Here is a 14,229-nt window from a genome sequence, read left to right as displayed (position 1 = left end):
GTCAGGTCACGTGCCTGCATGGTGCCTGCTGCGCGCGCGGGTTAAAAGGGCTCAGTGGCGCAAGTTTGCCTCAATGGTCGCGCCGCGTGCTGAGATAATCCTCAGTGGTGCGCACGCGGGGACGGTCCTTGCCCGCAAAGGGGGAATCCTTTTGGTGGAACTGTGCATTCACGCGACAGTCATCGCACATCTGGATCATCCTGGCGGCATCCGGATTGGCAAACATCGCATGATTTCCTGCGAGCTTTTCCATGATCCGCTCGACGGTGGATTTGACTCCAAAGAGGCTGCCACATTCGATGCAGGCAAAGGGCTCTTCTTCATTCAAAACCACCTGATCCAGCGCCGAGGGGGCAAGGTTCAGGCGCGGCTCATAGGCGATAGCGTCCTCCGGGCAGACAGTGGCGCAGAGACCGCATTGCAGGCAGGCATCTTCCTGAAAGCGCAGCTGCGGCAGGTCCGGGTTGTCCCCCAACGCCCCCGACGGGCAGAGCGACACGCAGGACAGGCACAGGGTACAGGCATCCTGATCGACCAGCACCGCGCCGTAGGGCGCCCCCTCTGGCAGCGGCAATTCTGTGTCAGCGGCGTTCAGGGCCAATGCGGCCTGTCGGGTGATTTGGCGGCGGGTGCCCATGGGGCGCTGGACTGTCGCGGGGGCTGCGGGCAGATCGCGGATCTCGTAGAGCGCATCACACAGCGCCTCGGGTTCTGCCGCGTGCAGCAGGCGCGCGGCATCAGTGGAAATCGCATTGGCCAGATCAACCTCGCGCGTTTGAACCTCAAGATCGGCGCGCGGCCCGGGCAGCAGGCAAACCTCGCGGAACCCAGCGGCACGCGCCGCGAGGATTTCTGCATGGCCAAAGGTGTTGAAGGCCTCGACCTCCAGCGGAATGACGCTTGCGGGGAGGCCTCGGTCAAACCGCGCGGCGAGGCGGATCATCTCGGCACCATGGGCGTCCACCACCAGCAGCCGGGGCGTGTCGCCACCTGCCGTCAGATAGGCCTTGGCGAGGGTTTGAACACGCAGGAACAGGCTCTCAGCCGGGGGCGCATCATAGGTGATGGCGCTGGACGGGCAGAGCGAAGCACAGGCGCCGCAGCCTGCGCAAATCATGGGATCAATGGCAACGCTGTCACCATTGGGCGTGATCGCACCGGTGGGGCAGGCATCCAGACAGCGGGTGCATCCGATTTGACGTGCGCGGGAATGGGCACAAAGCAGCGGCTCCGCCTTCACGTAGAGCGGTTTTTCAAAGGTGCCGACCATCTGGCTGGCGGCCAGCACCGCGTCCGCCACTGCGACCGGCGATTTCGGGTCTGCGCGCAGGTAGCCTTCGCGTTTCTCGGGGGCCGGGAACAGGGGGGCGTCACCGCGCAGGTCGAGGATGACATCACACTCGGAGCGGCCTGCGTCGCGGGGCGCGCTCCACGTCCAGTCACGCCCGGTGACATCAAGCGATTGCAGCGCGTCCACCGTCACCTCGAAACTGCCAAGCGCCCCGCGCGCGCTGCGCAGCTGCCCTCGGATTGCGTCGAACCCGCGGCTGAGCGGCGGCGCGGCTTCATCGGTCAGCAGGACCGTAACACCAAGGATATCCTGTAGCTTCTCGGCGGCAGGCAGCGCCACATCCGCAGAGCCGACGATCAGGCACAGACCTTCGCTGATCACATCGACGCTCTTGGCGGGGCGGATATCCAGCTGCGCCTCGGCCACCAAGGCGGACATTTTGGGTAGTACATCGCCTGCGGTCTGCGCCTCTTGGGACCATCCGGCCCGGTCCCGCAGGTCGAGGAACCGGGGGGCCTCCCGACCCAATTCCTCGGCCAGGGCGGTGAAAAAGCGGCTTTCCTGCCCGCAACAAAAAATTGCGTCCGGGTCCTGTAGTGCGGTGGCAGCGGCCTCGGATTGGGTTGTGCAGAGGCTGGAATGCACCTTTGAACACGGCAGTCCCGAGGCCGCGCTAAGCGCCTCTGAATCGAGCGGCTGTGATCCTGAACAATCACACAATATCAACTGCTTGGGCATATTTTCCTCGCTGGCGGTCAGGCTGGCATTCAGGGCTCTGCGCTGGGTCTTGAGGTATACCCTAGGCATGTTTTTGCCAGAACGTAAACCGCCGCGAAGACGCGGTTTCTGGCCGCGCCGACCGGGTTCCGCAGGGTGATTCGCCGAGCGATCAGAAAAACTGAATGCCTGATAAAAAAACTAGAAATAGACAATTCGTCCGCTTCGGCGGGTTGCCTTGCAATGGCGCCGCCAAATTGTCCAGTGATGGCCAAAATCCGGGCAGGTGGTGAACTGCTCGCTTTTGTCCACGGTGTGGTTTGCGGCAAGCTTACGCAAGAAAAGTCAGGGATGGGTCGTGGACCAGAACTACGCAAAGATGGACGTGATGCCGCTTGGGGTCGTGATCCGGCGCACGCCGGGGGTGACACCCTGGGCGCGTTGGGCGTGGCGTGTGGTGGCGGTGCTGCCCGGAGCCGCTGATGCCGATTGGAGCCTGATGCGCGAGGAAGGCGAGGCCTGCGAGTTTCACGCGGCCACGCTGCCGCTCGAATTGCACCGCGCCGATGCCGAGGCTTACATGCAGGGTCTCACGGCCAGTCCGCCGAGTATCTACGTGGTGATGCGACCAGGGCCGGATGCCCGCCCGTCGGTGACGCTGGTCACGGCCTCGCCGTTTGAGGCGCAGGACTATGCCGACACCGGCGAGGATCAGGTCGAGAAGGTCGAGATGCCTGCGGGTCTGGTGGCATGGGTGCGCGACTTCACCCTCGCGCATTTCAAGGAAGAAGAGTTCAAGAAGCGCCGTCGCGACCGCCAGCGCGTGGATCTGGAGGAGGACGGCGTGGGCGATGCGCGCATTCCGCAACTGACGGATGTGTATCGCGCCCCGGCCAAGGCCCGTAAGGAGCGCCTGCAATGAGTGCGCACGATTTCTGGTCCCGCCGTCGCGCCGCGGTTGAGGCGGAAGAGGCGCAGGAAGCCCGCGCGCTGAAGCAGGCCGAGGCGCAGGCGCGGGACGCTGAACTGGCAGAGCGCAGCGATGCAGAGCTGCTCGCCGAGTTGGATCTGCCGGACCCGGATACGCTGGGGCCGGGGGATGATTTCAAGGCGTTTCTCACCGAAGCCGTTCCCGCACGTCTCAAGACACGCGCGTTGCGTCGGCTCTGGGTCACCAACCCGGTTCTGGCGAACGTCGACGGACTGATCGACTATGGCGAGGATTTCACAGATGCGGCGATGGCGGTGGAAAACATCCAGACCGCCTATCAGGTCGGCAAAGGCATGACCGCCCATGTGGAGGAGCTGGCCCGCCAGGCAGAGCGTGAAGCGGCGGCACAAGACGCCGATGACGTGGCACCGGACGTTGCAGCCTCTGATGCGCAAGAGGACACCATTTCGCCAGAGGAAAACGCCGAAGCAGCCGCTGCGCCCGTCGCCTCTGCCGAGGCCGAAGTGGTGCAAGCCGATGAGTTGGCGCAGAAAGATGCGCAGATCGAGGATACCCCGCCACAGGTGACATCGCGCCGGATGCGCTTTGTCTTTGCGGATGCGGAGGCAACACCATGACACAGGAGAGCCCGATGACAGACGCCGCCGTGACCACAGAGCGGGTCAGCGAAGAGGATCGGCTGCGCGCGGATCTCTACAATTACCTTGGCCTGATGCTGGCCGCCCCCCCGAGCGAGATGCTGCTGGAACAGACGGCTGGGCTCTCCGGGGATGAGACGCCGCTGGGGCAGGCAATCACCCAGCTGGCACGGGTGGCCAAACGCACCAAGCCCGCCGGCGCCGAACGCGAGTTCAACGCGCTGTTCATCGGTCTGGGTCGGGGGGAGTTGCTGCCCTATGCGAGCTATTACCTCACGGGTTTCCTGAATGAGAAACCGCTGGCAGCGCTGCGCAAGGACATGAGTGCCCGGGGATTGAGCCGCGCGCCCAATGTGTTTGAACCCGAAGACAACATTGCCTCCCTGATGGAGATGATGGGGGCGATGATCGTGGGCCGGTTTGGTGCGGCCACGTCGCTTGAGGAGCAGAAAACCTTTTTCAACAAACACATCGGCCCCTGGGCCGCGCATTTCTTTGCCGACCTCGAGGGCGCAAAGAACTCCGTGCTGTATGCCTCGGTCGGCGCAGTGGGGCGGGCCTTTATGGAGATTGAGGCCGAAGGATTTCGGATGGGGGGCTGAGCTCTCTGATCCACGACGAGGCGCCGGCAGGAGGCAGGCGCAGGGCAGGGTGGCCCGGACGCCCGAACGACTGGACCTGAAGACCAAAAGAGGAGGAGGATCCACATGTCACGGAAAGAGGATGGCGCAAGCCGCCGCGACTTTCTGAAACTGGCTGCAACCACCACGCCCGCAGCGGCGGTGGCCCTTGCAACCACCGGAGGCGAGGCCGAGGCCGCAACCCCGGATCTGTCATCGAACAAGATGCAGGATACCGCGCATACCCGCGCCTATTACGACAGCACCCGGTTCTGACCGGATGCCTTTCATGCCTGAGCCGACTGGTTGCGTGACGCCCGACTGAGCAAAGGTTTCTCGATAAACCCAGCGCGTTCCTGACTGCAGGGACAAGCAAGGGAGGTTTTAAAATGCTTAGGAAAAAGACCAACGGGGTTGCGCGACGCCCCCAGCGGACCAGTATCCTGTCCAAGGTTGGCGACACAGCCGTCGACCGCCGCGCGTTCCTGCGCGGATCTGGCCTCGCCATCGGCGGGCTTGCGGCGATCAGCGCCACCGGCGGAACGGTGACGCAGGCCAATGCCGCGGCCTCTGCGACGGGTGAGGTGGAAGTCATCAAATCCGTCTGCACCCACTGCTCTGTCGGCTGCACGGTCCTGGCAGAAGTGCAGGACGGTGTCTGGACCGGTCAGGAGCCGGGTTGGGACAGCCCCTTCAATCTCGGGTCGCACTGCGCCAAGGGCGCTTCGGTGCGCGAGCACGCCCACGGCGAGCGCCGCCTGAAATACCCGATGAAGAAAGAAGGTGGTGAGTGGAAGCGCATCAGCTGGGAACAGGCCATCGACGAGATCGGCGACCAGATGATGTCGATCCGCGATGAAAGCGGCCCCGACAGCGTCTATTGGCTCGGCTCGGCCAAGCACAACAACGAACAGGCCTATCTGTTCCGCAAGTTCGCGGCCTACTGGGGCACCAACAACGTGGATCACCAGGCGCGGATATGTCACTCCACCACCGTTGCGGGTGTTGCGAACACATGGGGCTACGGCGCCATGACCAACAGCTACAACGACATCCATAACTCCAAGGCGATCTTCATCATCGGCGGCAACCCGGCCGAGGCGCATCCCGTCTCGCTGTTGCACGTGCTGAAGGCCAAGGAGCAGAACAACGCGCCGCTGATCGTGTGTGACCCGCGCTTTACCCGCACGGCGGCCCATGCGGACGAATATGTGCGTTTCCGTCCCGGCACCGACGTGGCGCTGGTCTGGGGGATCCTGTGGCACATCTTTGAAAACGGCTGGGAGGACAAGGAGTTCATCCGCACCCGTGTCTGGGGGATGGACCAGATCCGCACCGAAGTGGCCAAATGGACGCCCGAAGAGGTCGAGCGTGTAACCGGCACCCCCGGCAGCCAGCTCAAGCGCGTGGCGCGGACCTTGGTCAACAACCGTCCCGGCACCGTGATCTGGTGTATGGGCGGCACCCAGCACACCAACGGCAACAACAACACCCGTGCCTACTGCATCCTGCAGCTTGCACTGGGCAACATGGGCACCTCCGGCGGCGGCACCAACATCTTCCGCGGTCACGACAACGTGCAGGGGGCAACCGACCTTGGCGTTCTGAGCCACACGCTGCCGGGCTATTACGGTCTGTCGGCTGGCGCATGGGGCCACTGGGGCCGCGTCTGGGGCGAGGACATGGACTGGCTCAAGGGGCAGTTCGAAACCGTCAAATCCGCCGACGGCAAGGATAAGAACCTGATGAACCTGACGGGCATTCCGGTGTCCCGATGGATCGACGGTATCCTCGAAGACAAAGAGAACATGGATCAGCCCAACAACGTGCGGGCCATGGTTCTCTGGGGCCACGCGCCGAACTCTCAGACCCGGATGACGGAGATGAAGACGGCGATGGAAAAGCTCGACATGCTTGTCGTGGTGGACCCCTATCCGACCGTCTCTGCCGTGCTGCATGACCGCACCGATGGCGTCTACCTGCTGCCCGCCTGTACTCAGTTTGAGACACGCGGCTCGGTGACGGCGTCGAACCGGTCGCTGCAATGGCGTGACAAAGTGGTGGACCCGCTGTTCGAAAGCCTGCCCGATCACGTGATCATGGCCAAATTCGCCAACAAGTTCGGCTGGGCAGATCGTCTCTTCCGCAATATCGAGATGGAAGACGCCGAGACCCCCAACGTGGAGAGCATCACCCGCGAGTTCAATGCGGGCATGTGGACGGTGGGCTACACGGGTCAAAGCCCGGAGCGTATCAAACTCCATATGGCGAACCAGCACACGTTTGACCGCACCACGCTGCAAGCGGTGGGCGGCCCGGCGGATGGGGATTTCTACGGCTTGCCCTGGCCCTGCTGGGGCACACCCGAGATGAACCATCCGGGCACGCCGAACCTTTATGATATGTCCAAACCGGTGGCCGAAGGTGGCCTGTGTTTCCGCGCCCGTTTCGGGGTGGAACGCGATGGTGACAATCTGCTGGCCGAAGGCGTGTCGAACCCCGGTGCGGAAATTCAGGACGGCTATCCTGAGTTCACCATGCAGATGCTGATGGATCTGGGCTGGGACGGCGACCTGACGGACGAGGAACGCGCGGCGATCGATGCGGTTGCTGGTCCGTCGACCAACTGGAAAACCGACCTCTCCGGCGGGATCCAGCGGGTTGCGATCAAGCATGGCTGCGCCCCCTTCGGCAACGCCAAGGCCCGTGCCGTGGTGTGGACCTTCCCGGATCCGGTGCCGCTTCACCGCGAACCGCTCTACACCAACCGGCGGGATCTGGTGGCGGATTATCCGACTTATGAGGATCGGAAGTTCTACCGTCTGCCCACCATGTATGCCTCGATCCAGAAGAATGACGTCTCCAAGGAGTATCCGATCATCCTCACCTCCGGCCGTCTGGTCGAATATGAGGGCGGCGGTGACGAGACCCGTTCGAACCCATGGCTTGCGGAATTGCAGCAGGACATGTTCGTCGAGATCCACCCGCGGGATGCCAATGACATCGGCGTGCGGGATGGGGCTCAGGTCTGGGTCGAAGGCCCGGAAGGCGGCAAGGTCAAGGTGATGGCCATGGTGACAGAACGGGTGGGTGAGGGCGTTGCCTTCATGCCGTTCCACTTTGGCGGGCACTTCCAGGGCAAGGACCTGCGGGACAAATATCCCGACGGTGCGGACCCCTATGTGCTGGGCGAAAGCACCAACACCGCGCAGACATATGGCTATGACTCGGTCACTCAGATGCAAGAGACCAAAGCCACCCTCTGCAAAATCATGCCAGCGTAAGGAGACGGACATATGGCACGAGCTAAATTCCTGTGCGACGCCGAACGCTGCATCGAGTGCAACGCCTGCGTCACCGCTTGTAAGAACGAGCACGAAGTCCCCTGGGGCATCAACCGTCGCCGTGTTGTGACCATCAATGATGGCAAGCCCGGCGAACGGTCGATCTCGGTCGCCTGCATGCATTGTTCCGATGCACCCTGCATGGCGGTCTGCCCGGTGGACTGTTTCTACCAGACCGAGGATGGGGTGGTTCTGCACTCCAAGGACCTCTGCATCGGCTGTGGCTACTGCTTCTACGCCTGTCCCTTTGGGGCACCGCAGTATCCGCAGGCGGGCAACTTCGGCTCTCGCGGCAAGATGGACAAATGTACCTTCTGCGCCGGTGGTCCTGAGGAGAACAACTCTCAGGCCGAGTTCCAGAAGTACGGGCGCAACCGGATCGCAGAAGGCAAATTGCCGATCTGCGCCGAGATGTGCTCCACCAAAGCGCTTTTGGCCGGCGATGGCGACACTGTCTCCGCTGTCTACCGCGAGCGTGTGGTGGCCCGTGGCTTTGGCTCCGGCGCCTGGGGCTGGGGAACCGCTTACGATCAAAAGGGCGGCTGACGCCCACTTTTGATCCCAAGACGCCGACTATGAGGCGGCCCGCCATTGCGGCGGGCCCCTCCTTCTATGCGCACGTTTCCTTTCTCAAATCCGGCTCAACGGGAGGTCCATCCATGCCGCGCCTGATTTTCGTATTCGTCCTTAAACTGGCCCTGCTCTGTGGCCTGTCTGCCCATGCGCAGGACGCACCCCCCGTGGCACCTGATCGCTCCGCCACCGGTGGGGCGCAGACACTGGAGGACATTCTCGCGCGGCAACGTGGCGAGGCGCTGGACGAGGGGTTCCGCAGCGATGCGACGGGCGATCCTGACAGTGCCGCCGGGATTGCACAGCAGCTGGGCACCCTGGGTGGCCAGTCCGATCCCGAACTCTGGCGGGCGTTGCGCTACAATTCCGCCGATATTCGCGTCTCTGCCGGGGGCGATGTGGCCACGGTCCTGGTGCAGGACGGCGGTATGAACTGGCTGTCCGTTCGGGCGGGCCCGTTGCGGCAATATGGTGGCTGGCTCCTGCTGGGCACGATTGCCGCGCTGGCGGTGTTCTTCCTGCTGCGGGGCCGTATCCGTGTCGACGGGGAAAAGACCGGGCGCACGGTGACCCGTTTTGCCTTTGTCGAGCGGATGACCCACTGGACCCTTGCCGGATCTTTCATCCTGCTTGGTCTGACGGGGCTTCTGACACTCTTTGGTCGGGTGGCGATCCAGCCGTATCTGGGCAAGGACGTGAATTCGGTGCTGCTCATCGGCTCCAAATGGATTCACAATTCCGTCTCCTGGGCCTTCATGCTGGCGCTCATCTTGGTGTTTGTCATGTGGGTTGCACATAACATCCCGAACAAGCTCGATCTGGTCTGGATCAAGCAATTCGGTGGCATCATCGGCAAGAAACACCCCCCCGCAAAGAAGTTCAACGCCGGTCAAAAGGTGATTTTCTGGTCGGTCATCCTGTTTGGGGCCTCGATCTCCGTCTCCGGCCTGTCGCTGCTGTTCCCGTTTGAACTGCCGCTCTTTGCCAAGACCTTTGCCATTCTCAATGACACCGGCATCCCGCAGTGGCTTGGCTATGGCGTCTTGCCGACCGAGCTTGCCCCGCAAGAGGAGATGCAGCTTGCCCAACTCTGGCACGCGATCGTCGCCTTTGTGCTGATGGCGATCATCATCGCGCATATCTATATCGGCTCGGTTGGAATGGAAGGCGCGTATGACGCCATGGGCTCTGGCGAGGTGGATGAGGCCTGGGCACATCAGCACCACTCGATCTGGCTCGAGGAAGTTCAGGAGAAAGAACGCGCCAAGGCTGAAAACACAGGCGCCACCCCGGCGGAGTGACGTGATGCGGCGACTGGCGCTCAGCCTTGTCCTCTGTGCTGCGCCCGTCTGGGGCGCGGGCGCGGAGGAATTTGTGACCCTCAAAGGACACGGTGGGCCGATCATGGCGCTTGCCGTGGATGATGAGGATCGCGTGGCCAGCGCCAGTTTCGACAATACCGCGGCCATTTGGCAGGAGGGCAGACCTTCGTGGCTGGAGGCCCATGACGCGGCCACCACCGCGGTGACCTTTGGCCCGCGCGGGGCGCTGTTCAGCGGTGGCGATGATTTTGCGATCTATCGCTGGCAGCAGGGACAGCCGCAGGACATCGGGCGTCATGCGGGTAAGATCCGCGCGCTGGATGTCTCGTCGGATGGGGCGTTTCTGGCCTCGGCCAGTTGGGACGGCACCATCGGTCTTTGGTCGCTGAACGGCGGTGGCGGGCAGCAGATCAAGGTGGGCGCAGGTGTCAACGATGTGCGCTTGGATGCCAAAGGGCGCTTGTTTACCGCGACCATGGCCGGGCAGGTGCAGGTCTATGATACGCCCGACGCAACACCCCGGCTGTTGGCCGAACAGGGCTTTGGCATCAACCGTCTGGTGTTGTCGCAAGAGGGCTGGCTTGCCTATGGCGCGGTGGATGGCGGCACACGGGTGATCGATATGGAAACCGGCGCTCAGATTGCCGATTTCACGCTCGACCGCCGTCCGATCCTCGCCTTGGCCTATCATGCGCAAAGCCAGCAGATCGCGGTTGGCGACGGTCATGGCTACATCATGATGATCGACACCCGCAATTGGTCCATTGCCCGCGATTTCAGGGCGATGCGCGAGGGGCCGGTCTGGGCGCTGGCGTTTTCGCGCGATGGCAGCCGCATCTGGGCCGGGGGCATTCACGATGTAATCTATGGCTGGCCGATTGCGCTGATGGACAGCCATCAGGCTGCCGGAAACGAGACACGCAGTTTTCTGCAAGCCCCTGAAACCATGAGCAACGGCGAGCGCCAGTTCATGCGCAAATGCTCCATCTGTCACGATTTGAACGATGCCGGGCAGCGCCGGGCCGGGCCGCATCTGGCAGGTCTGTTCGGGCGCGCGGCGGGCAGCCTGCCGGGCTACCGCTATTCCCGGACATTGCTGCAATCCGACCTGATCTGGACGGACGAGACCATTGATGCCCTGTTCGACCAGGGGCCTGACCACTATATTCCGGGGTCCAAGATGCCGATGCAACGCATCACCGCCCCCACGGATCGTCAGGATCTGATAGACTATCTGAAAACCGCGACAAAACTTCCGGAGGACGACTGAAATGAAAGCCATGCTGACAGGCTTTGCCCTCATTGCCGCAATCGCGGTGGGCGCTGACTTTGCGTTGGAGCGTGCAGGATTTTCCGCGCAGGACCAGAACTCCGGTGCTGCCGTGCGCCTGAACTGACGCGCCAGATGAACGTCTCCGCCACCATCCGCGATGAATACTCAGAATCGCTGTCGTCCGCATCGATCCTCGTGATTGATGACGAACCCGGCATGCGTCACTTCATGACAAAGATCCTGGAACCCCGCTGCAAACGCGTGGAACAGGCGGCCTCCGCGGCAGACGCCTCTGATATTCTCGACAAGGCCCATTTCGACCTGATCGTGCTGGATAACATCATGCCGGGGAAAACCGGTCTGGACTGGGTGGCTGAACAGCGCCGGGTAGGGCTGTTTGCCGACACTATTCTTGTGACCGCCTATGCGGATCTCGATACGGCCATTCAGGCACTCAGGATCGGGATTGCGGATTTTGTGCTCAAGCCCTTTCGCGCCAATCAGATCCTCAACGCGGTGGCGCGCGCGCTCGACCGCAAATATCTGCGGCGGGAAAACTACCTGCTGAAACACGAGCTTTCAGCCGAGCAATCCGGCGCGCGTGGCCGCCTTCTGGGCAAGTCCGCCGCCATCGAAAAAGTGCGCCAGATGTTGCAGCGGTTGGCCCCCTTGCCGACGCCGGTGCTGTTTACCGGCGCGTCTGGTACGGGCAAGGAAATCGCCGCCCGCACGTTGCATTCGCTCTCGGACCGGGCGGAAAAACCCTTTGTCGCTGTGAACTGCGCCAGCCTGTCGCCGGAGCGGCTGGCGGAAGAGCTGTTCGGGGTGATCGAGGAGCACGAGCGTCGGCGCGACGGTCTGTTTCTGCATGCGGATGGCGGCACATTGTTCCTCGACGAGGTCGCGCAGATGCCGGAACAGGTGCAGGCGGCGCTGCTGCGGGTGCTCGAAGATCAGAAAGTGCGCCCCGTGGGGGCAGAGCGCGACATCCCGCTGAACCTGCGCTTTTTCTTTGCCACCAACATGGATCTGCAGCAGGCAGTGGCGGAGGGGCGCTTTCGCGCGGATCTCTACCACCGCATCAATGTCGTCAATATCGAGATGCCGCCGCTGAAGGAGCGGGTCGAGGATATTGTCGAACTGGCCGCGCAATTCATGGAGCAGTTCTCGCTCAGTCTGGGCATGCCGGCGCTTGAAATGGACGAAGAGACGCTGTTGAAATTTGCCCGATACGACTGGCCGGGCAATGTGCGGGAACTGCGCAACCTGATCGAACGTTCAGTGATCCTGGGCGCGTTTCCGGAGGCCTTTTCCGGTACCGGCTCGGTGACGGGCGTGGCTGCGGTCGAGAATCTGGATCTGGTGATGCAGCGCCATATCATGCATGTGCTTGACGCCTGCGATGGCAACCGTGCCGAGGCGGCGCGCCGGCTTGGGGTGTCGCGCAAGACCATTGACCGCAAATGTGCCAGCTGGGGCGTGTGATCCGCGGTCGCGCGGGCTGATCCCCGGGACGCATGCGCGCATCAGACTGGCGCTGCTGCGGACGCGGCGCCGGGGGCGTCAGATGCCTCATCCGGTCCGGGCAGCCAGATCAGGAACTCGGCGCCACGGGCGCGCCGGTTCCGGACGCTGATGTGGCCGCCTGCTCTTTGTATCAGGGTTTGGCTGATCGACAGTCCCAATCCGGTCCCTTCGCCCTGTTTGGTTGTGAAGAACGGATCGAAGATCTGGCCAATCCGGTCGGCGGGAATGCCCGGTCCGGTATCTGCGATGCGCAGGGCGACGCCTGCCTGGCCATTCCTGCTCTCTCCCGCGACAGAGAGCGCAAGCGTGCCTTGTCCTTCCATCGCCTGACTTGCGTTGATGATGAGATTGATGATGACCTGTTGCAGCTCGCCGGGGTCGATACGCACACAGGGCGCGTCATCAAACTGCGTCAGCACGCGGATTTCCTGTTTGGAGATCACATGGTCCACCAGCACCAGGCAGTCACGGACCACGGCCGCCACATCCACATGTTCCGCAAAGGTGCCGAATTCCGACGGGCGGGCGAATTGCAACAGTTTGCCCACAATGGCCCCGATCCGCATCACCTGATTGTCGATCAGGTCAAGCTCGGTTCGCACAGGCTCTGCCCCGTCACCCAGCGTCATCCGCATCACATCGACATTGCCCTGGATCACCGCTACCGGGTTGTTGATTTCATGCGCGACCCCGGCGGTGATTTCGCCGATCGAGGCGAGCTTTTCGCTCATCACCAGCTGGCGAAAGGTCTCTTCGAGTTTTTCATTGGCGATCTTCAGCTCGCGGGTGCGTTCCTCGACACGGGTGTTCAGTTCATCCGCCCAGTTTCGCAACCGCCGGTCCCGTTCCTGAACCTGATCGAGCAGCGTATCGAGGTGATCGGCAACCTGGCCGATTTCGTCGTGGCGCCCGATGGTGCCATTTCGCGCGGTGAGGTCGCCGCGTTCCACCCGCGCCATGGTGCGGGTCATGCGTTCAAGCGGGGCAAAGATCCCCTTTGCCAGCCACAGGAACAATGGCGCGGACAGGGCAATCACCAGCGCAAATGCGCCAACGACAATCCAGTAGGCTTCTCGTTTTGCGGTTTGATAGGGGGCCTCCAGAAACCCGACGTAGAGCATGCCGACACGTGTGCCAAAGCTGTTGGTCAACGGCAGATAGCCCGAAATATACCAGTCATCGACCACAAAGGCGCGATCCAGCCAGGTTTTGCCCTGACCCAGAACCGCCTCACGCACCGCGGCAGAGACCCGGGTCCCCAGCGCGCGGACATCTTCGAACAGACGCACGTTGGTGGACACCCGGGTGTCGTCCAGAAACAGCGTTGCGGTGCCCTGGCGACTGACATCGGATTGCCCATGCAGATAGACCAGCGCGTTGATGGTATCGATGAAATCGAGGTTCCGGTTCAGCAGCATGCCACCGACCAGCACCCCCCGGTGCCCCTCGACCCGGATGGGCGCGGCGGAATGCACCACCATGCCGCGATCCTCGACGCGGCGGTCGGTCGGCGCGGCGGCTTCGGTTTCGATCAGCTCGATGCGGGCACGGGCTGCCAGCGCGGGGGAAATCGCCTCCAGCTCGGCGGCTGGAAAGATGTCGATCTCGGAGGCCATCCGACCCGCGGCAGCCTCGTGGACCACGGGCCATTTGGCCTTTTCCCGAGTCAGGGCATCGCCTTGCAACAGGTAGAGAAAATCTAATTGCAGCGCCTCGCGCTGGGTGTCGAGAAACCGCGCTGGCGGAGCGCCGTCAGACAGGACCCGGGCCAGGCGCGCGGAACTGGCAAGCTCTTGCAGGGCGCGCGCGGAATTGGCCTGCAGCTGGCCCAGATATTGCTCGGCAATACGCAGATCGCTTTCGACATTGGCGATCAGAACCTTGTCGTAATCGGCGTTCCAGCGCGCCATGGCCAGCACCATCAGCAGCGGCATCAAAACGATGAGCGGCAGGAGCGCAAGCAGCAGCAGGC

The 14,229-nt window shown here is 62.7% G+C and carries 12 protein-coding genes; 10 read left to right on the top strand and 2 right to left on the bottom strand.

Features of this window, described 5'->3' with window-relative positions:
- Positions 1-70: 70 nt before the first annotated feature.
- Positions 71-2,029, bottom strand: coding sequence for a 4Fe-4S binding protein (locus tag ACXAF5_RS15480; protein WP_474947271.1), 1,959 nt, complete (start codon positions 2,027-2,029; stop codon positions 71-73).
- Positions 2,030-2,396: 367 nt separating this feature from the next.
- On the opposite strand from ACXAF5_RS15480, the gene ACXAF5_RS15475 reads away from it, so the two are divergent.
- From ACXAF5_RS15475 to ACXAF5_RS15430, 10 genes are all read left to right on the top strand, one after another.
- Positions 2,397-2,930: a DUF3305 domain-containing protein gene (locus ACXAF5_RS15475; protein WP_239322884.1), complete on the top strand. Its 534-nt coding sequence runs from the start codon at positions 2,397-2,399 to the stop codon at positions 2,928-2,930.
- Complete coding sequence (locus ACXAF5_RS15470; RefSeq protein WP_474947270.1) at positions 2,927-3,577, top strand: DUF3306 domain-containing protein; 651 nt, start codon at positions 2,927-2,929, stop codon at positions 3,575-3,577. Before ACXAF5_RS15475 ends, ACXAF5_RS15470 begins: the two co-directional genes overlap by 4 nt.
- Before the next feature lie 14 nt (positions 3,578-3,591).
- Positions 3,592-4,200 (top strand): molecular chaperone TorD family protein, encoded by a 609-nt coding sequence (locus tag ACXAF5_RS15465; RefSeq protein ID WP_168577670.1) that lies wholly within the window; start codon positions 3,592-3,594, stop codon positions 4,198-4,200.
- A gap of 105 nt (positions 4,201-4,305) precedes the next feature.
- A complete protein-coding gene (locus ACXAF5_RS15460; protein WP_005674136.1) occupies positions 4,306-4,494 on the top strand; it encodes a twin-arginine translocation signal domain-containing protein in 189 nt (62 codons plus the stop codon).
- 113 nt (positions 4,495-4,607) lie between these two features.
- The gene (locus tag ACXAF5_RS15455) at positions 4,608-7,502 is read left to right on the top strand and encodes a formate dehydrogenase subunit alpha (RefSeq protein WP_474947269.1); all 2,895 of its coding nucleotides are present in this window, start codon (positions 4,608-4,610) and stop codon (positions 7,500-7,502) included.
- 12 nt (positions 7,503-7,514) lie between these two features.
- Complete coding sequence (gene fdh3B / locus ACXAF5_RS15450; protein ID WP_005640291.1) at positions 7,515-8,108, top strand: formate dehydrogenase FDH3 subunit beta; 594 nt, start codon at positions 7,515-7,517, stop codon at positions 8,106-8,108.
- A 113-nt stretch (positions 8,109-8,221) separates the two neighbouring features.
- Positions 8,222-9,436 carry a formate dehydrogenase subunit gamma gene (locus tag ACXAF5_RS15445; RefSeq protein ID WP_474947268.1) on the top strand — a complete coding sequence of 405 codons (1,215 nt, stop codon included), beginning with the start codon at positions 8,222-8,224 and terminating at the stop codon, positions 9,434-9,436.
- A gap of 4 nt (positions 9,437-9,440) precedes the next feature.
- Positions 9,441-10,727, top strand: a complete 1,287-nt coding sequence (locus ACXAF5_RS15440; RefSeq protein WP_474947267.1) for a c-type cytochrome — start codon at positions 9,441-9,443, stop codon at positions 10,725-10,727.
- A gap of 1 nt (position 10,728) precedes the next feature.
- A complete protein-coding gene (locus ACXAF5_RS15435; RefSeq protein ID WP_009176220.1) occupies positions 10,729-10,854 on the top strand; it encodes a hypothetical protein in 126 nt (41 codons plus the stop codon).
- Positions 10,855-10,862: 8 nt separating this feature from the next.
- On the top strand, positions 10,863-12,215 hold the full coding sequence (locus ACXAF5_RS15430; RefSeq protein ID WP_239322736.1) for a sigma-54-dependent transcriptional regulator: 1,353 nt from the start codon (positions 10,863-10,865) through the stop codon (positions 12,213-12,215).
- A 41-nt stretch (positions 12,216-12,256) separates the two neighbouring features.
- Here the strand turns inward: ACXAF5_RS15430 and ACXAF5_RS15425 are convergent, their stop codons facing one another.
- The gene (locus ACXAF5_RS15425) at positions 12,257-14,191 is read right to left on the bottom strand and encodes a cache domain-containing protein (RefSeq protein ID WP_474947842.1); all 1,935 of its coding nucleotides are present in this window, start codon (positions 14,189-14,191) and stop codon (positions 12,257-12,259) included.
- Positions 14,192-14,229 lie beyond the last annotated feature (38 nt).

The sequence above is a fragment of the Epibacterium sp. ABV4_022 genome (assembly GCF_056159345.1).
The sequence above is the reverse complement of the archived record's forward strand: the minus strand, read 5'-3'. Positions and strand labels throughout refer to the sequence as shown.